The sequence below is a fragment of the Mycobacterium sp. TH-M106 genome (assembly GCF_057473765.1).
Genome location: NZ_JBYCLE010000035.1, coordinates 1 through 18,867 on the forward strand (window position 1 = coordinate 1; position 18,867 = coordinate 18,867).

The window sequence follows — 18,867 nt, forward strand, 5'->3', positions numbered from 1 at the left end:
ACGCCGCCCTGGCGGCGCGGCGGTTCTCCACGGTGGCGCTGTGGTGCTTTGTGGCGATGGCACTCTCCGGTGTCATCAACGCGCTGGTGCGGCTGGCACCGGTCGACCTGCTGACCACCGCATACGGCCGGCTGGTGGGTGCCAAGATCGTCGCGCTGTGTCTGCTGGGCGTCGCCGGCTGGCAGCAGCGGCGCAGTGGAGTCGCTGCGCTGCAAGCACATCCGAACGCACGCTCGGCGCTGATCCGGCTGGGGTCGGTCGAGGCGGTGATCTTCGGTGTCACCTTCGGCATCGCGGTCGCACTGGGCCGCACCGCGCCGCCGCCGCCACCGATCCTGCGCCCGTCGATCGCCCAGGTGAAGATCGGCTATGACCTCGCCGGCCCACCCACCGTGGCGCGGGTGCTGTTCGACTGGCGCTTCGACCTGATCTTCGGCACTGTCGCACTGCTGTCCGCGGCGCTGTATCTGTTCGGGGTGCTGCGGCTGCGCCGCCGCGGCGACAGCTGGCCGGCCGGCCGGACGGTGACCTGGCTGCTCGGTTGCCTGGCGCTGCTGTTCGCCACGTCGTCGGGGCTGGGCCGGTACATGCCGGCGACGTTCAGCGTGCACATGATCGTCCACATGCTGCTGGCGATGCTGGTCCCGATCCTGCTGGTGCTGGGCGCCCCGGTCACCCTGGCGCTGCGGGCGTTGCCCGCGGCGGGCCGCTACCAGCCGCCAGGCCTGCGGGAATGGCTGCTGGCCGCGCTGCACAGCAGGGTGTCGCGCTTCTTCACCCACCCGGTCGTCGCGGCGTTCATCTTCGTCGTCGGGTTCTACGGCCTGTACTTCAGCAGCATTTTCGACGCCATCGTCGGCAGCCACGCCGGCCATGTCGCGATGAACGCGCACTTCCTGCTCAGCGGCTACCTGTTCTACTGGGTGGTGATCGGGGTCGACCCGACGCCACGGCCGCTGCCACCGCTGGCCAAGGTGGCCGTGGTCTTCGTCGCGTTGCCGTTGCACACCTTCTTCGGGGTGCTGCTGATGGGCATGCACAACGTGCTGGGTGAGGCCTTTTACCGCTCGCTGCAACTCAGCTGGCACCCCGACCTGTTTGCAGACCAGCGGCTGGCCGGTGGAATCACTTGGGCCGCAGGCGAGGTTCCGCTGCTGATCGTGATGATCGCATTACTGGTGCAGTGGACACGAAGCGACCAGCGCGTCGCCAAACGCTTCGATCGCGGGGAAGACCGTGACCATGACGCCGAGTTGGCCGCCTACAACAACATGCTCGCCGAGCTGGGCCGTCGCGACGCCGCCGGGCAACGCTAATCACCCGGTCTCTGCCGGAGTCCCGCCTCGACGATGGCCCGCGCCTCCCGCTCGGTCGCTACCGACGGTCCGGAGCCGGGCAGACGCTTGCCGGCAACCTCGGGGGTGAACCACACTGTGACCACGCCGACCAGGCCGGCGACCATCAGGATGTAGGCCGGTGCCATCACGTTCTCGGTACTGGCTACCAGCGCCTCGGCGATCAGCGGGGTGGTGCCACCGAAAGCCGACACCGAGACGTTGAACGCGATCGCCACGGCGCTCGAGCGCACGTTGGTGGGAAACAACGCCGGAAGTGTTGACGGTTCGGTGCTTTCAAAGCACAGCAGCATCAACCCGATCAGAAATACGCCGAGGAACATCACGGGGTAGCTCCCGCCGCTGCGGATCAGCAGGAACGCCGGAATCGAGGCTGCGATCAGCATCCCGCAACCGGTCCACAACAGCGGTTTGCGGCCGATGTGGTCGGACAGCTTCGCCACGAACACCACCGCGCAGAGCAGGATGGCCAGCACTCCCGCGATCAGCATCAGTCCGTGGACGCTGCCGATTCGCCCGACTGTTTTGAAATACGTCGGCAGGTACCCGGTGAGCATGTAGTTGGTGACATTGGCCGCCAGCACCAGCCCCATGCAGATCAGCAGCGGCCTCCACTGCTCCACGATCGTCTGCTTGAACTGTTGCCGGCCTCCTGCTCGGGGTCCCTGCGCGCGCGCACTCATCTGCTCAAAGGCGGGTGACTCCTCGATCCGCAACCGCATGAACAGCGCGACGAGCGCGAATGGGACTCCTAGCAGGAACGGGATCCGCCAACCCCAACTGAGCATGTCGACGATCGGCAACTGTGTCCGCAGCGCGGTCACCACCGTCGCACCCACCACATACCCGCTCAGCGTGCCCAGCGGCAAAAACCCGGCGAGGGCGCCACGGCTGCGGTCCGGGGCATGTTCGCTGACGTAGGTCATCGCGCCGACGTACTCGCCACCGGTGGAGAAGCCCTGAAGGACGCGGGTAACGATGAGCGCCGCCGGTGCCCAGATGCCGATGGTCGCGTAGCCGGGCAGCAATCCGGTGATGGTCGTGCCGACTGCCATCAACGCGATCGTCATGAGTAATACCCGCCTGCGTCCGATACGGTCGCCGAGCGGACCAAACACAAGCCCGCCGAACGGCCGTACCGCGAACGCGGCAGCCAGCGTTCCGAAAGTGGCGATCAGACCGGCCGCGCTGGAACTGTCGGAGGGATAGAAAACCTGCGCGATCGTGGTGGCGAGGAATCCGTAGACGCCGAAGTCGTACCACTCCATGAAATTGCCGATCGCGGTGCCCGCGATCGACCGCCGCATCGCCGTGGGATCACAGACCCGGATGTCGTCGCGTGTCCATCTGCTTAGGCCAGCGGGTTCAGCGTTGGCCCGTCGGCTCGAGGTGACCACCGCAAGACCGTATATCAGTGCTCACGCAGTCGGCGGGTTGTGAACAGCTGGCGACACGCTCAGCCGGATGCGGCACCGCCTACGATGTCTGGCATGCGCGGGCCGTTAACCGTCCTGGTCGTGTGGAGCGTCGTCGTGGCCGTTGCCGCCGGCTGTCATTCCTTTTCACCGTCCTCGCGGACTTCACCGTCCTCGCCGTCCTCGCCAGCCTCGCCGTCCTCGTCAGCCGCGCCGTTTGCGCCGTCCGGGTCGCCGTCGTCGCTGCCGTCGTCGTCGAAGCAGGCCGCTGCTCCGCTGCCGGACGCTGCGGGATTGCTCAAGCAGTCCAGCACCACCACCAAGAACCTCAAGAGTGTGCACCTGGCGTTGGCGGTGACCGGCAAGGTCGAGGAGATGCCTGTCAAGACACTAGACGGGGATCTGACCAACCGGCCCGGCGCCGCGGCCAAGGGCAATGCCACGGTCAAGATCATGGGTTCTGACGTCGGCATCAGATTCGTCGTGTTCGGCGGCCACTTGTACGTGGCGCTGCCGGGGGAAGGGTGGAGCGATTTCGGGCCCACCGCCAACGTCTACGACGTGGCCGCGGTCGTGAACCCGGATACCGGGCTGGCCAACATGCTGGCCGACTTCATCGATCCCAAGGTCGAGGCCCGCGAAACGATCAGCGGCCAGCAGACCGTTCGGGTGGTCGGCAAGGTGACTGCCGACGCGGTGGACAAGTTGGTGCCGCAGCTGGCGGTCACCAAGCGGATGGCATGCACGGTCTGGGTCCAGGAGAGCGGTGACCACCAGCTGGTCCGAGCCACGCTGGAGCCGAGCAAGGACGACTCCATCCAGATGACCCTCTCCGATTGGAACGCACCGGTCACCATCGAGAAACCGACGGGAGTGTGACGCGCGCCCGCCGCGGCGGCGGCACCAGCTGAGACCCGCCCGGGCACGGCGCTGTCGGCGTTATTGACAGCGTTTATTTCTTCCACAGCGGCGGTGTTCGCCGCCAGCGGGTCGCCCGTCCTGTCGGCATGGCCGGGCTGAATGGCAGCGGCACCGGCGGAGCGCCACCGAAGCTTCCGCCGCCATCAAGAAAGGAAATTGCCATGTTCGAAACGCCGCTGACCGTGGTCGGCAACATCGTCAACGACCCGGTACGCCGCAGGGTCGGCGATCAGGAGGTGATCAAGCTGCGGGTCGCGAGCAATTCGCGCCGGCGTGGTGCCGACGGCACCTGGGAGACCGGTAACTCGCTGTTCATCAACGTCAACTGCTGGGGCCGCCTGGTCACCGGGGTGGGCGCATCACTGTGCAAGGGCTCGCCGGTGGTCGCGGTGGGTCACGTCTACACCAGCGAGTACGACGACCGTGACGGCATTCGGCGCTCGGCCCTGGAAATGCGCGCCACTGCGATCGGGCCGGATCTGTCCCGCTGCGCCGCGCGGATCGAGAAGATCATCACCGCAGGGCCGGACGCTATAGGTTCGTCGGCTTCGTCGGCCTCGTCGGCCCCGTCCGCACCGGCCGGGGAACCGGTGGCCGGCGGACCGACAGTGGCTGGCTGCGACGACGGCGACGACGCTGACCGTCCGGAGGGCGCCGACGACGAGCTGCAAGCCGAGGACGGCCTGGGGTTGTCGGCATAGCCGGCTTCTCGCTGTCAGCAAAGGGCGCTGTCCCAAAGTTGCTTAGGATGGTCGGCGGACAACACCTGCTGAACCAGGAGGCAACACCGCGGCATGGCTGAGTTCATCTACACGATGAGGAAGGTCCGCAAGGCGCACGGCGACAAGGTCATCCTCGACGACGTCACATTGAGTTTCCTGCCGGGAGCGAAAATCGGTGTGGTCGGCCCCAACGGGGCCGGCAAGTCGAGCGTCTTGCGGATCATGGCGGGCCTGGACACCCCCAACAACGGGGACGCGTTCCTGGCCACCGGCGCCACCGTCGGCATCCTGCTGCAGGAGCCGCCACTGAACGAGGCGAAAACCGTGCGCGGCAACGTCGAGGAGGGCCTAGGAGAGATTAAGGCCAAGCTGGACCGGTTCAACGAGGTCGCCGAATTGATGGCCACCGATTACTCCGACGAGTTGATGGAGGAGATGGGCCGGCTGCAAGAGGATCTGGACCACGCTGGAGCATGGGACATCGACTCCCAGCTGGAGCAGGCCATGGACGCACTGCGCTGCCCGCCACCCGATGACCCGGTCACCCAGCTGTCCGGCGGTGAGCGGCGCCGCGTCGCACTGTGCAAGCTGCTGCTGTCCAAACCCGACCTGCTGCTGCTCGACGAGCCAACCAACCACCTCGACGCCGAAAGTGTGCAGTGGCTAGAAGGGCACCTGGCGGCTTACCCGGGGGCGATCCTGGCGGTCACCCACGACCGTTATTTCCTCGACAACGTCGCGCAGTGGATCCTGGAGCTCGACCGCGGCCGCGCCTACCCGTATGAAGGCAATTACTCCACCTACCTGGAGAAGAAGGCCGAACGGCTGGCCGTGCAGGGCCGCAAAGACGCCAAACTGCAGAAGCGACTGCTCGACGAGCTGGCCTGGGTGCGTTCGGGCACCAAGGCACGTCAGGCCAAGGGCAAGGCCCGACTGGCACGCTACGAGGAGATGGCGACCGAAGCCGAGAAGACCCGCAAGCTGGACTTCGAGGAGATCCAGATCCCCCCCGGCCCGCGGCTGGGCAACCTGGTGGTCGAGGTCGAGCACTTGGACAAGGGATTCGGTGGCCGCACACTGATCAAGGATCTGTCCTTCACCTTGCCGCGCAACGGCATCGTCGGTGTGATCGGTCCCAACGGTGTCGGCAAGACCACCCTGTTCAAGACCATCGTCGGGTTGGAGCAGCCCGACAGTGGCACCGTCCGTGTCGGCGACACCGTCAAGATCAGCTACGTCGACCAGGAACGCGCCGGCATCGACCCCGCAAAGACGGTGTGGGAGGTGGTCTCCGACGGGCTGGACCACATCCAGGTCGGGCACAACGAGATCCCGTCGCGGGCATACGTGTCGGCGTTCGGGTTCAAAGGTCCCGACCAGCAGAAGCCGGCCGGTGTGCTGTCCGGCGGCGAGCGCAACCGCTTGAACCTGGCGCTCACCCTCAAACAGGGCGGCAACCTGATCCTGTTGGACGAGCCGGCCAACGACATGGACGTCGAAACGCTGGCATCGCTGGAGAATGCACTGATGAACTTCCCCGGCTGTGCGGTGGTGACCGCACACGACCGCTGGTTCCTGGACCGCACCTGCACTCACATCCTGGCCTGGGAGGGCGACGCCGACAACGAGGCCAGATGGTTCTGGTTCGAGGGCAACTTCGGCGCCTACGAGGAGAACAAAGTGGAGCGGCTCGGTGCCGAAGCCGCCCGCCCGCACCGAGTGACCCATCGCAGACTCACCCGTGACTAATGTTGGGCCGGGAGTTGCCAGTAGTTGCCGGGAGTTGCCGGTAGTTGCCAGTAGTTGCCAGTAGCGGCCGCTAGCAGCCACTACGGTCGGCGCTGAGTCAGGAGGGTCCAGGTGACAATCGGTCCAGGTTCCAGCGACGTGCACAGCTTCACCGCCTGGACGATGTTCGCTGGGTCCGCTGGGTCGGCTGAGTCCGCTGAGCCCGCTCCGATCCCCGACTGGGTTGCCGCCGCCTACATCGGCGCCTACCGCGGTCCGCACAGCGACCCCCTGGGCACCGGTGGTCGGCCTACCGACGCCGGCCCCGTTAGCCAGACCGCGGCTGCGTTGGTGACACCGAGCCTGCTGGGCGCCCACTGGCGACTGGCCCGGCACCGGCGGGCCGGTGAGAGTCGGGTGGCCGTCTATGAGGCGGACGATCCAGCCGGATTCGGCCCGGCGCTGCAGGTGGTCACCGAGCGTCCTGAGAACCGAGGCCCGCTGATGGATTCCATCGCCGTGCTGCTGCAGCGGCTGGGGGTGGCCTATCTGGGCATCATGACCCCGGTGTTCACGGTGCGTCGCAGCGAAACCGGAGAGTTGCGCAGCGTCGAACCAGAAGCGGCTGACCGCACGGCCGACGCTGTGGACACTGTCGATGCCATCCGGGACCACGCCATTACCGAAACCTGGATTCACGTCCAGCTCTCGCCGTCGGTCAACCGCGACGCCCTTGCCGAAGCCGGGCGCCTGCTGCCCGACGTCATGGCCGACGTTCGCCAGGTCGCAACCGACTCGATGGCCATGACCACAGCCTTGGTCGCGCTGGCTGCCGACGTCGAAGCCGACCGCGGCGGGCATTTCAGCGCGCCGGACCGAGAAGATGTCGCTGCGCTGTTGCGTTGGCTGGCCGACGGCCATTTCGTCCTGCTGGGCTATCAGCGTGGCCCGGTGCACGACGGACAGGTGCTGGTGGATGAATCAACCCGATTGGGTGTGTTGCGGGTGCGCAAGTCATACCGCCCTCGACTCACCGGCGACAAACTGCTGACGCTGACTCAAGCCACCGTACCCAGCTACATGCGTTTGAGCGCACAGACCTATGTCGTGGTCATCCGGGAGGACACCGGAGCTAGTGTTGTCGCGCACCGTTTCGTGGGGCTGTTCACCGCGTCCGCGATGAACGCCAATGTCTTTGACATCCCAGTTATTTCGAGCACAGTGCGCCGGGCGCTGGCGCTGGCCGAACGCAAGCCCGGCCACCCCGGTCAGCTGTTGCTCGACATCATCCAGACCGTTCCCCGTTCGGAGCTTTTTGCGATAGACGCCGAGCAGCTGCTGACCATGGCGATGGCCGTGTCGGACGTGGGATCCCGGCGTGGGGCGCTGTTGTTCTTGCGCGGCGACCGCACCGGCCGCTACGTGTCGTGCCTCGTCTACCTGCCACGCGACCGTTACACCACCCCCGTCCGGCTGCAGATGGAGGAAATCCTGGTCTCCGAGTTCGGCGGGGTGAACCTGGACTACACCGCACGCGTCAGCGAAGCACCGTGGGCGCTGGTGCATTTCATGGTCCGACTCTCCGACGACGAGGGCGTTCGGCCTGCCGACACCTCCGAGGCCAACCGATCGCGGATCCAGGCGCGGCTGACCGAGGCCACCCGAACCTGGGCCGACCGGCTCCTCGGTGCGGCCGCAGACAGCGCGATCAGTCCCGCCGTGGCCGAGCACTACGCGGCAGCCTTCTCCGAGACCTATCAGCAGGCCGCCACCCCGGCTGAGGCGATCCGCGACATCGCCGTCATCGAAGAGCTGACCGACGATTCGGTCAAGCTGGTCTTCACCGAAGACAGTGGGGACGATGGCGAGGCGGTCGCCCTGCTGGCCTGGTTCCTGGGCGGCCACGATGCCTCGCTGAGCGACCTGTTGCCGATGCTGCAGTGCATGGGGGTGGTGGTGCTAGAGGAGCGACCGTTCACCGTCACCCGAGCCGACGGTCTCAACGTCTGGATCTACAAGTTCAAACTCTCCCTGCACCCGAGCATCACGCTGTCTCCGGCGGGCGCGGAGCGACAGCAGGCCGAACAGCGGTTCGCCGACGCCGTCACCGCAATCTGGCAGGGCCGAGCCGAGATCGACCGGTTCAACGAGCTGGTGCTGCGCGCCGGGCTGACCTGGCAGCAGGTGGTGGTGTTGCGCGGTTATGCCAAGTATCTGCGGCAGGCGCGGTTCCCCTACAGCCAGGCCCACATCGCCTCGGTGCTCAACGAGCATTCAAGCACCGCAAGGTCACTGGTGGCTTTGTTCGAAGCACTCTTCGATCCGTCCCAGGCGGCGAGGGGCAGTGACGCACAAGCGGCGGCCGCTGCGGTCACCGCCGACATCGACGCGGTCGTGAGCTTGGACACCGATCGTGTGCTGCGCGCATTCGCCTCGCTGATTCAGGCCACGTTGCGTACCAATTACTTTGTCACCCGGCAAGGTTCGGCCCGTAGCCAGAATGTGCTGGCGTTGAAGCTCGACGCGCAGTTGGTCGACGAGCTCCCGCTGCCGCGGCCTAAGTTCGAGATCTTCGTGTATTCGCCGCGCGTCGAGGGGCTGCACCTGCGTTTCGGGTACGTTTCCCGCGGCGGCCTGCGCTGGTCCGACCGGCGCGAAGACTACCGTACCGAGATCCTGGGCCTGGTCAAGGCGCAGGAGGTGAAAAACGCCGTCATCGTGCCGGTCGGCGCTAAGGGCGGGTTCGTGGTCAAACAGCCGCCACTGCCCACTGGCGACCGGGCTGTCGACCGCGAGGCCACCCGAAACGAGGGCATCGCCTGCTACAAACTGCTGATCTGCGGCCTGCTCGACGTCACCGACAACGTCGAGCACGTGACCGGCCGGGTCAACCCGCCGCCCGAGGTGATCCGGCGCGACGGTGACGACGCCTACCTTGTGGTGGCGGCCGACAAGGGCACCGCCACGTTCTCCGACATCGCCAACGAGGTGGCTAAATCCTACGGGTTCTGGCTGGGTGACGCCTTCGCGTCCGGTGGATCGGTCGGCTACGACCACAAGGAAATGGGTATCACCGCCAAGGGAACCTGGGAGTCGGTCAAGCGGCATTTCCGGGAGATGGGTGTGGACACCCAGACGCAAGACTTCACCGTGGTCGGCATCGGCGACATGAGCGGCGACGTTTTCGGCAACGGCATGCTGCGCAGCAAGCACATCCGGTTGCTGGCTGCTTTCGACCATCGACACGTCTTCCTGGACCCGGATCCGGATCCCGCTGCCAGCTTCGTGGAACGCCAGCGGATGTTCGCCCTGCCCCGATCCAGCTGGGACGACTACGACAAGTCGTTGATCAGCGAGGGTGGCGGGGTGTACAGCAGGGAGCAGAAGGCTGTGCCGATCAGCCGCCAGGTGCGGACTGCGCTGGGCATCGACGGTGACATCACGGAGATGGCCCCTCCCAACCTGATTCGGGCGATCCTGCGAGCCCCGGTCGACCTGCTGTTCACCGGCGGGGTCGGCACCTATGTCAAAGCAGAGGCTGAATCCGACGCCGACGTCGGCGACCGCGCCAACGATCAGGTCCGGGTCAATGGAAACCAGGTGCGTGCCAAGGTGATCGGTGAGGGTGGCAACCTCGGCGTCACTGCGCTGGGCCGCGTCGAATTCGACCTGTGCGGTGGCCGGATCAACACCGACGCGCTGGACAACTCGGCCGGCGTGGACTGCTCCGACCATGAGGTCAACATCAAGATTCTTATCGATGCCCTGGTTACCGCCGGCAAAGTCGACCCGTCCGACCGTGCCCGGTTGCTGCTGTCGATGACCGACGAAGTGGGCGAGTTGGTGCTCGCCGACAACGCCGACCAGAACGACCTGCTGGGCACCAGCCGGGCCAACGCGGCGAGTCTGCTGCCCGTGCACGCCGACCAGATCAGGCACCTGGTGGTCGACCGGGGGCTCAACCGCGAACTGGAGGCGTTGCCGTCGGAGAAGGAGATCCGTCGCCGTGCCGAGGCCGGGCTCGGGCTGGCGTCACCGGAGTTGGCGACGCTGATGGCGCATGTGAAGTTGACCCTCAAGGCGGAAGTGCTCGCCACCGACCTGCCGGAGCAGGATGTGTTCGCCGCGCGGTTGCCGCGCTACTTCCCGGTCGCACTGGCCGAGCGCTTCGAACCAGAGATCCGCGCACACCAGCTGCGGCGCGAGATCGTCACCACCATGTTGATCAACGACGTGGTGGATACCGCCGGGATCACCTACGCCTTCCGGATCACCGAGGACGTGGGTGTCAACCTGGTCGACGCGGTGCGCGCTTACGTCGCAACCGATGCCATATTCGGGGTGGGCGAGGTGTGGCGGGCGATCCGCACCGCCGGCCTACATGACGGGTTGCCGGTCACGGTCACCGATCGGATGACGTCGGATCTGCGGCGGCTCATCGACAGGTCCGGGCGCTGGTTGCTGAACTACCGCCCGCAGCCGTTGGCTGTCGGCGCCGAGATCAACCGATTCGCCGCCAAAGTCAAAGCATTGACCCCACGGATATCGGAATGGCTGCGCGGTGACGACGAGGCTATCGTCGCCAAGCATGTCGGTGAGTTCACCGCGCAGAACGTCCCGCACGACCTCGCTGTCACCATCGCCGGCGGCCTGTATTGCTTCAGTCTGCTGGACGTCATCGACATCGCCGACATCGCCGACCGTGACGCCGCCGAGGTGGCTGACACCTACTTCGCCCTGATGAACCGGCTCGGCACCGACGGGCTGCTGACCGCGGTCGCCGAACTTCCCCGCCATGACCGTTGGCACTCGTTGGCCCGCTTGGCGATTCGCGACGACATCTACAACTCATTGCGCGCGCTGTGTCTCGATGTTCTCGCGGTCGGCGAACCCGACGAAGACGGCATGCAGAAGATCGCGGAATGGGAGCACATCAATGGGTCGCGGATGGAGCGGGCCCGTCGGACGCTGACCGAGATCTATGAGTCCGGCGCGCGGGGCCTTGCCGCATTGTCTGTGGCGGCGCGGCAGATTCGCAGTATGACGCGAGCCAGCGGCCGCGGGGCGCCGGTGTGAGCGGCGTGAACGCCGCCGGGTTTGTCGCGTCAGTTCCGGTGCGCTGGTCGGACATCGACATGTATCAGCACGTCAACCACGCGACCATGGTCACCGTTTTAGAAGAGGCCCGGGTGCCGTTCCTGGCGCCTGCGTTCGGCGCCGGCATCATCACCACCGGCCTGTTGATCGCCGAGGTCCGCGTCGCCTACAAGGGGCAGCTGCGGCTGACCGATTCGCCGCTGCAGGTGACTATCTGGGTGCAGCGGCTTCGCGCGGTGGATTTCACCCTGGGCTACGAGGTGCGCTCGGTGAATGCGGAGCCGGAGTCGAAGCCGGTGGTGATCGCCGACACGCAGCTGGCGGCGTTCGACATCGACGGGCAGCGGCTGGTGCGGCTGTCGCCGCGCCATCGCGACTACCTGCAGCGGTGGATGCGGTAGCAGAACGTGTCGGCGGTGCGTTTGCCGGGCGAAACTCTGACACGGCCGGTTGGTTCAACGGCACGCTGGGCACCGACTTCGACAACCTGTTCACCGGTGACGCGGCTGGCGCCGCGGCGGGACTGCCGGGCGCGACTGCGTCCGCGCCCGCTGCTGCGTCACCGCGAAGGAAGTCCCACGCTGTCGTGTGGGCATGATGTCGGTGTCCGTCGCTAGCGTTTTTCGACGTGTCGGGGTGCCACGCGAGAAAGGGAGGTGAAGGCCGAGGCGCTGCTAGAGCACATCCTGGTGGGGACGCCGAAGAAGGGCGGCTGGGATGGTGGCCACGGCTTCGGCGCGGGTAGGGGCAAATCGGAGTTTCCGAGGTCTTGGAGCCGTGCGAAGGTTCGGGGGGCTATTGACCGAGTGCTCCGGGCACCGAGCGAGATTGAACGAAACGGGTCGACCCTGTACTTCCGTGCCACGGTGGACGGACAGCCAGTAACTGTTCGCGTGAAAGGGCGTATACACGGAGAGCCGCGAATATGCACGGCCTATCCGGGCTCCGACTAAAGTGCAGCCTATGACTGACCACGAGCTCGCCGAACAGCTGTTCGCGGTGATCAAACCCGAGGGTTTCGGCATCGAGGGTGCCATGCGTGCGGGCGAGGACGTCGCCGCGATCATCGACCTGGTCGAGCAGGCGGTGATCCGCGGCACCCGCCTGCCGAGAGAACTCTTGGACGCGGTCGAGGATTTCGCGGATGATCCGGCACTGGATGACGACGACGTTGCTGCCGTCCGTGAGGATGTGACGCGGCTGCGCGTCGCAAACACTGCCGTGCGGTAATACGGGCCTGCAACACCTGCAGCAGAGGCGTTTTACGGGGACGGGATCGGTCGATCGGAGCCAGATAGGGGCCGATGTCTCCCCACGGAGAGGCGATCTCGATGCTGCTTACATTCCCCGACTCCGGTCGACGTGGTGACCTTGGGATCGTTCCTGGGAATTCAATTGTGGCCAAGACCGTAGCAAACGTTGCCGACGCCGGCGTCGTAAAACGGCTGGTGCTTCCGGGGGCTCAATCACCATCCAGTGCGCGGCATTGACCAGCGGACACACCGCAAATTAGTCTGCGACCGGCGACGATTCATGGTGAACTGTTCCGCGGAGGATCGATGGCGCATCGCAAAAACCGCCGTCACCACAATTTCGGTGCGGCGGCGGGTCTGACTGGGCTTGCGGCCGGTCCACGTCTGCACAGTGTCTCCGGTGTCTCCGGCGACGTTCCTCACGACAGCGGTTCGATGTGGAACCGCCGGCGGGTGCTGCTGCTGAACTCCACCTACGAGCCGCTGACCGCGCTGCCGATGCGGCGCGCCGTCGTCATGCTGGTCTGCGGCAAGGCCGATACGGTGCACGACGACCCGTCTGCACCGGTGATCCACTCCGCGACCAGGGCGATCGTGGCGCCGTCGGTGATCCGGCTGCGGTCGTTCGTCCGGGTGCCCTACCGTGCCCGCACCCCGTTGAGCCGCGCCGCGCTGATGCATCGCGACCGGTTCTGCTGCGCCTACTGCGGCGCCAAGGCCGACACCGTCGACCATGTGGTGCCGCGCAGCCGTGGCGGCGACCATTCCTGGGAGAATTGCGTGGCCGCCTGCTCGCCGTGTAATCACCGCAAGGCCGACCGGCTGCTGGACGAACTCGGCTGGACGCTTCGCCTGGCGCCCACACCGCCGAAGGGCCGGCATTGGCGGCTGCTGGCGGTGATCCAGGAACTGGACCCCGCCTGGGTGGCCTACCTCGGCGAAGGCGCCGCCTGAGCAGTGGGATACGGTTTGCGTCGTGAGCATGACGCAGAGCTTCCTGTACTTTGTGGTGCCCATTCCGCTCGTGCTGGTCGCAGTGCTGGCGGCGCGAATCTGGTCGCACAAGGGATCTCACCCGCCAACCTACGAGCTGTCCGAATCGTGGGCGCAGACGAGTCCACCGATCCTGTGGGCCGCCACCGATGAGGTTATCGACGGCGGACACGGCCAACACGGCCGGGGCGAGCCTGCCTTCAGTGTGGGAGGTGGTGCCAGTGGAACGTGGTGAGGTCGTGCCGGTCGGGCTCGCCGAGTTGCCGCTCGGTTCGGTGGTAACGGCCAGCGGACGGATTTCCGGGGTGACCGAGCCCGGCGAACTGTCCGTGCACTACCCGTTCCCCATCAAAGACCTGGCGCTGCTCGACGATGTCCTCACCAACGCAACACGGGCATCGAAGGCGATGTTCGCCGTCTACATCGGGGATCTGGGTGACGATACCGCGACACGGGCCCGGGAAATCCTCGCGAGGGTGCCCACGCCGAATGAGGCTGTGCTGACGGCCGTCTCACCGGACCAGCGAGCCATCGAGGTGGTCTACGGCTCCGGGGTGCGTGGCCGTGGCGCGGAATCGGCCGCACCGCTGGGCGTCGCGGCGGCGGCGTCGGCGTTCGCTGAGGGCAACCTGATCGACGGGCTGGTCAGCGCCGTGCGGGTGCTCAGCGCCGGCATCTCGCCGGGGTAGCGAACGGTAGCGGTGCTACCCGCCGACGGCGGCGTCGAATGCTCGGGCCCGAAGTGAGCGTTCGATGCCCGCCCGGCCTTCCATGACCAGCCGCCGTAGGGGCGACGGCAGCTCGGCATCGGCCAGAAACGCGTCGGCGGCGTCCAGTCCGCCCTGACTGATGTCCCATGCCGGGTACAGGCCGACGACCACCGTCTGGGCGACCTCGCTGGACCGGCGCTGCCACACCCCGGGGATCGCCGCGAAGTAGCGTGCGGTAAAGGGCGTCAACAGCTCACCCTGGCCGGGTTGGACGATCCCGGCGATGATCGACCGTGCCGTGACGTTCGCCAGCGTGTCGTCCTCGGTCACCTGCTGCCAAGCTTGCTCCTTGACCGTCGGCTGCGGCCGGGCAGCGGCCGCCTGGGCGGCGTTCCGCTTTCCGGCCGCCGTCGAGTCGCGCTGGGCTTCGGCGTCGATGACGTCGGCGTCGACCACACCGGATCTGGCCAGGGCGGTGATTATGCGCCAGCGCAGATCGGTGTCTACCGCCAGGCCGGCCAGACCCTGTGCGGCCGGGTCGCCGTTCAGCAGCGCCGACAACACGTCGGTATGCCTCGCGGCCAGCACCGATGTGCATAGCGCGTTGACGTAGGCCAGCTGGTGATCCGATCCGGCTGATCTCGCAGAGGCGTCGCGGGCCAGCTCTAGCAGTCGGTCGGCGAACGCCGGCCAGCCCTCCTCGGCGGCCCAGCCGGGTTCGGCGTAGGACCCCAGCGCGGTCTGGGCCTGCAGCAGCAGCCGCTGCGCCACCCCGACCTCGGTTTCGGCCTGGACACCGCCGGACACCAGTGCAACGAAGTCGCGGGCCTTCAGTTCGGCCTCGCGGGTCATCTCCCAGGCCGCCGACCACACCAGGGTGCGTGGCAGAGGGTCGGCGATGTCGGCGATGCGCTCCAGCGCTGTGGCCAGCGACTCCGAATCTAGCCGCAGCGCACAGTACGTCAGGTCGTCGTCGTTGAGCAGAATCAGCTTCCCGCGTGAAATCCCCACCAGGCCAGGCACATCCGTGCTGGGGCCGTCGATGTCAAGCTCCTCGCGGTGCGCCCGCACCAGCTGGCCGTCCCGGTCGTCGTCGTAGACTCCGATAGCCAGCCGGTGCACCCGCGTCTCGCCGGCGCCCGGTGCGGCGCCGCTTTGGCTGACCGAGAACCGGGTGAACTTCCCGTCAGCGTCGAGGTCGAAGTCGGCGCGCAGTGTGTTGAGGCCGGTGGTCTTCAGCCACTGCCGGCCCCAGCCGGACAGGTCACGACCGGACGCTTTCTCCAGCGCGGCGAGCAGGTCGTCGAAGGTGGCGTTGTCGAATGCGTGGGCTTGGAAGTAGTCCCGCAGCCCGGCCAGGAAATGCTCCAGCCCGACGTAGGCGACGAGTTGCTTGAGCACGGAGGCGCCCTTGGCATAGGTGATGCCGTCGAAGTTGACCTCGACTGCGGCTAGGTCAGCGATGTCGGCGGCGATCGGATGCGTCGACGGCAGCTGGTCCTGGCGATACGCCCACGACTTCTCCGTGTTGGCGAACGTCGTCCACGCTCGGGTGTATTCGGTGGCCTGACTTTGGCACAGCACCGAGGCGAACGTCGCGAACGACTCGTTGAGCCACAGGTCATCCCACCAGCGCATGGTGACAAGGTCCCCGAACCACATGTGCGCCATCTCGTGCAGCACCGTCTCAGCGCGCCGCTCGTAGGATGCCCGGGTGACCTTGCTGCGAAAGACATAGTCCTCCAAAAACGTCACCGCACCGGCGTTTTCCATTGCACCGGCGTTGAATTCGGGGACGAATAGCTGGTCATACTTGCCGAACACGTACGGCGTGCCGAAGCGCTTGTGGTAGAAGCCGAATCCCTGCTTGGTTTCGGTGAACAAACGCTCAGCGTCCATGAACTCGGCCAGCGACGCCCGGCAGAACAACCTCAGCGGGATCTCGCCGTGTTCGTCTCGGTAGCTATCGGCCCAGTGCGCGTACGGCCCGGCGATCAACGCCACCAGGTAGGTGCTGATCCGGGGGGTGGTGGCGAACTTATGCACACCGTCTTCGACGCCTGCGGTGGCGCCGTTTGCGATCACCTTCCAGTGCGGTGGCGCTGTGACGGTGACGTCGAACGTAGCCTTGAGGTCCGGCTGATCGAAGCAGGCGAACATCCGTTTGGCGTCGGCGGTTTCGAACTGCGAGTACACATACACCTCGTCGTCGACCGGGTCGACGAACCGGTGCAGACCCTCGCCGGTGTTGGAGTAGCTGCAGTCGGCGTCGACCTCGACGACGTTGTGCTCGGCCAGCCCGCGCAGCGGAATGCCCGTCGATTCGTCGTAGCCGGAGACGTCGATGGGACGGCCGTTGAGGCTGGCGCTGCGCAGGGTGGCCGCGGCGATATCCAGGACGGTGCCAGCGCCGGGCAGCGCGTCGAAAGTCACCGTCGTGGTGGAGCGGAAGGTGCGGTTGCCGGGCTGGCCGGCACCATCGGTGAGGTCCAACACGATCCGGTAGTTGTCGACGGCGACCAGCCGGGCACGTTCAGCGGCCTGGTCGCGGGTGAGGTTGGGAAGTGCCACGCCCGTCAACAGTAGAGTGCGTCGAACAGTTCCGTTTCCCTACGGGCGGAAGCACCGGTCGGACGGGCATAGTTGTGCTCGATGGAGTTTGACCACCGACCGAAAGGATTGCCCCATGCCCGGCACATCCACAGCCGATTTCTGGTTCGACCCGATCTGCCCGTGGTGCTGGATCACCTCCCGCTGGATCCTGGAGGTCGAGAAGGTCCGCGACATCGCGGTCAACTTCCACGTGATGAGCCTGGCGATCCTCAACGCGGGCCCCAACTTCTCCGAACTCTCCGATGACCAGCGCGAGGGGCTGAAGAAGGCACTGGGGCCGGTTCGGGTGGCGATCGCCGCCGAGCAGGCTCGTGGCGCCGAGGTGCTCGGCCCGCTGTATACGGCGATGGGCACCCGCATCCACAACGAAAACAACAAAGACTTTCCCGACGTCATCAAGGGATCGCTGGCCGAGCTGGGGCTGCCCGCCGGGCTGGCCGACGCGGCCACCACCGACGTCTACGACGAGGCGCTGCGCAAAAGCCACCACGCCGGGATGGACGCCGTCGGCAAGGACGTCGGCACCCCCACCATCCACGCCAACGGTGCGGCGTTCTTCGGGCCGGTGTTGTCGCGCATCCCCCGTGGCGAACAGGCCGGAAAGCTGTGGGACGCATCGGTGACTTTCGCGTCCTATCCGCACTTCTTCGAGCTGAAACGCACCCGCACCGAGGCGCCTGAATTCGACTAGCCGGCGCTGACTGCGCCGCCGGCCCGACTCAGCGCCTGATGACGCCTAACGCCGCGTAGACCTCGTCGGACAACGCAACGCTGCGCGGGTCGGCGTTGGCCTTGGTCGGGTCGAACCGGTTCATCACATACGCGTAGCCGATCCGGTGTTCGAGGTCGACGAAGCCGAAGGAGCCACCCAGGCCGCCGTGTCCGAAGATCTGCGGGTTGGGTCCGTTGACGCAGCGCTGGTTGAGCATGTAGCCCAGACCCCAGCCGTGGTCGGCGACGCGGGGACCGAGCACCAGATCGGTCTCAAAGCCGCCCTGCGACACCCGGGCTCGTTCCATCTGGGCGCGGCTAAGCAACTTCTCCTGGGCCAAGGCGTTATAGAAAGTCGCCAAGCCGAGTGCCGACACCTGGGCGTTGGTGCCAGGGAACTCGAGTGCCCGCCACTGCTCCAGGTTGTTGGTGCCGACTTCGTCGTCCGGGGCGAATCCCATCGAGACGGCCAGGCCGGCTTTCGGGTGCTCGGCGAGCGTGGTGGGGTATTCCGGTGCGCTGATCGAGGCCAGCATCTCCCGGATGGTCGGTTTGTCCACCAGGTCGGCGCAGCGGCGTCGTTGTTCGGCGACCGGCACGCCGATGTAAACGTCCGCGCCGAGTGGATCGGCAACCTCGGCGCGCAGGTAATGACCGATGGTGCCACCGGTCACGCGACGGACCACCTCGCCGACGATAAATCCGTAGGTCGTCATGTGGTAGCCCTGTGCGGTGCCGGGCTCCCACCATGGTTCGGCGGCCGCCAGCCGTTCGCAGACCAGATCCCAGTCGGTCACGTCCTGCCACGGCATCCGATTGCGCGGCCCGATCACACCGGATCGGTGGCTGAGCACCATCGCGAGGGTGATGTTCTCCTTGCCGGCAGATGCGAACTCCGGCCAGTACCGGGCCACCGACGCGTCCAGGTCGAGCACGCCGCGCTCCACGAGTTGGTGCACACACGTGCTGGTCAGGCCCTTGGTCGTGGACAAGACTGTGCCCAGCGTGTCTTGTCGCCACGGCCGGGTACCGGCCGCATCCGCCGAACCGCCCCACAGGTTGACGACGAGTTCGTCGTCCACCCAGGCTGCGACGGCGGCGCCGAGTTCATTGCGCAGCACGAAGTTCTGCTCGAACGCGTCGCGCACCCGTTCGAAACGCGGCGCGCACGACCCGTGGATCGTTGTATCGCCCATGTCGCCCATGTCGCCAGTGGCGCCTTCCTAGCGGCGAAACCGCACTTCGAGCGGGCGACGGGAATCGAACCCGCGTGGCTAGCTTGGAAGGCTAGGGCTCTACCATTGAGCTACGCCCGCATTCCAGCCAGACTGTACCGGCTCTACCGGTGC

Annotated in this window: 15 protein-coding genes and 1 tRNA gene; 11 read left to right on the forward strand and 5 right to left on the reverse strand. The window is 66.4% G+C overall.

What is annotated here, in order from left to right; genetic code table 11:
* Positions 1 to 1,316 (forward strand): bifunctional copper resistance protein CopD/cytochrome c oxidase assembly protein (locus AC2VOP_RS01050; RefSeq protein ID WP_486959241.1); only part of this gene is annotated, 1,316 nt, incomplete at its 5' end.
* Here AC2VOP_RS01050 and AC2VOP_RS01055 read toward each other — a convergent pair.
* Entirely contained in the window at positions 1,313 to 2,662 is a 1,350-nt protein-coding gene (locus AC2VOP_RS01055) for an MFS transporter (RefSeq protein WP_486959253.1), read from the reverse strand. The two genes, AC2VOP_RS01050 and AC2VOP_RS01055, sit on opposite strands and share 4 nt — an antisense overlap.
* Positions 2,663 to 2,907: 245 nt before the next feature.
* Positions 2,908 to 3,072 carry a hypothetical protein gene (locus AC2VOP_RS01060; RefSeq protein ID WP_486959242.1) on the reverse strand — a complete coding sequence of 55 codons (165 nt, stop codon included), beginning with the start codon at positions 3,070 to 3,072 and terminating at the stop codon, positions 2,908 to 2,910.
* Between AC2VOP_RS01060 and AC2VOP_RS01065 the strand changes: the two genes are divergently transcribed.
* From AC2VOP_RS01065 to AC2VOP_RS01105, 9 genes are all read left to right on the forward strand, one after another.
* Positions 3,065 to 3,649: an LppX_LprAFG lipoprotein gene (locus AC2VOP_RS01065; RefSeq protein ID WP_486959243.1), complete on the forward strand. Its 585-nt coding sequence runs from the start codon at positions 3,065 to 3,067 to the stop codon at positions 3,647 to 3,649. The two genes, AC2VOP_RS01060 and AC2VOP_RS01065, sit on opposite strands and share 8 nt — an antisense overlap.
* 203 nt (positions 3,650 to 3,852) lie before the next feature.
* Positions 3,853 to 4,392, forward strand: a complete 540-nt coding sequence (locus AC2VOP_RS01070) for a single-stranded DNA-binding protein (RefSeq protein WP_486959244.1) — start codon at positions 3,853 to 3,855, stop codon at positions 4,390 to 4,392.
* A 93-nt stretch (positions 4,393 to 4,485) separates the two neighbouring features.
* Positions 4,486 to 6,162, forward strand: coding sequence for an energy-dependent translational throttle protein EttA (gene ettA, locus AC2VOP_RS01075; RefSeq protein ID WP_486959245.1), 1,677 nt, complete (start codon positions 4,486 to 4,488; stop codon positions 6,160 to 6,162).
* 111 nt (positions 6,163 to 6,273) lie between these two features.
* On the forward strand, positions 6,274 to 11,217 hold the full coding sequence (locus AC2VOP_RS01080; RefSeq protein ID WP_486959246.1) for an NAD-glutamate dehydrogenase: 4,944 nt from the start codon (positions 6,274 to 6,276) through the stop codon (positions 11,215 to 11,217).
* A gap of 5 nt (positions 11,218 to 11,222) precedes the next feature.
* Positions 11,223 to 11,639: an acyl-CoA thioesterase gene (locus AC2VOP_RS01085; RefSeq protein WP_486959254.1), complete on the forward strand. Its 417-nt coding sequence runs from the start codon at positions 11,223 to 11,225 to the stop codon at positions 11,637 to 11,639.
* 562 nt (positions 11,640 to 12,201) lie between these two features.
* Positions 12,202 to 12,468, forward strand: coding sequence for a hypothetical protein (locus AC2VOP_RS01090; protein ID WP_486959247.1), 267 nt, complete (start codon positions 12,202 to 12,204; stop codon positions 12,466 to 12,468).
* 329 nt (positions 12,469 to 12,797) lie between these two features.
* Positions 12,798 to 13,445, forward strand: coding sequence for an HNH endonuclease (locus tag AC2VOP_RS01095; protein WP_486959248.1), 648 nt, complete (start codon positions 12,798 to 12,800; stop codon positions 13,443 to 13,445).
* 28 nt (positions 13,446 to 13,473) lie between these two features.
* Positions 13,474 to 13,719 (forward strand): aa3-type cytochrome oxidase subunit CtaJ, encoded by a 246-nt coding sequence (gene ctaJ / locus AC2VOP_RS01100; protein WP_486959255.1) that lies wholly within the window; start codon positions 13,474 to 13,476, stop codon positions 13,717 to 13,719.
* Positions 13,706 to 14,173: a DUF5130 family protein gene (locus AC2VOP_RS01105; RefSeq protein WP_486959249.1), complete on the forward strand. Its 468-nt coding sequence runs from the start codon at positions 13,706 to 13,708 to the stop codon at positions 14,171 to 14,173. Before ctaJ ends, AC2VOP_RS01105 begins: the two co-directional genes overlap by 14 nt.
* 15 nt (positions 14,174 to 14,188) lie before the next feature.
* Here AC2VOP_RS01105 and pepN read toward each other — a convergent pair whose 3' ends face one another.
* Positions 14,189 to 16,765 carry an aminopeptidase N gene (gene pepN / locus AC2VOP_RS01110; protein WP_486959250.1) on the reverse strand — a complete coding sequence of 859 codons (2,577 nt, stop codon included), beginning with the start codon at positions 16,763 to 16,765 and terminating at the stop codon, positions 14,189 to 14,191.
* A 115-nt stretch (positions 16,766 to 16,880) separates the two neighbouring features.
* Here pepN and AC2VOP_RS01115 point away from each other — a divergent pair, with 115 nt between their 5' ends.
* On the forward strand, positions 16,881 to 17,498 hold the full coding sequence (locus AC2VOP_RS01115) for a mycothiol-dependent nitroreductase Rv2466c family protein (protein ID WP_486959251.1): 618 nt from the start codon (positions 16,881 to 16,883) through the stop codon (positions 17,496 to 17,498).
* 28 nt (positions 17,499 to 17,526) lie between these two features.
* Here AC2VOP_RS01115 and AC2VOP_RS01120 read toward each other — a convergent pair whose 3' ends face one another.
* The gene (locus AC2VOP_RS01120; protein WP_486959252.1) at positions 17,527 to 18,714 is read right to left on the reverse strand and encodes a serine hydrolase domain-containing protein; all 1,188 of its coding nucleotides are present in this window, start codon (positions 18,712 to 18,714) and stop codon (positions 17,527 to 17,529) included.
* Positions 18,715 to 18,763: 49 nt separating this feature from the next.
* A tRNA-Gly gene (locus AC2VOP_RS01125) sits at positions 18,764 to 18,834 on the reverse strand.
* Positions 18,835 to 18,867: the final 33 nt, after the last annotated feature.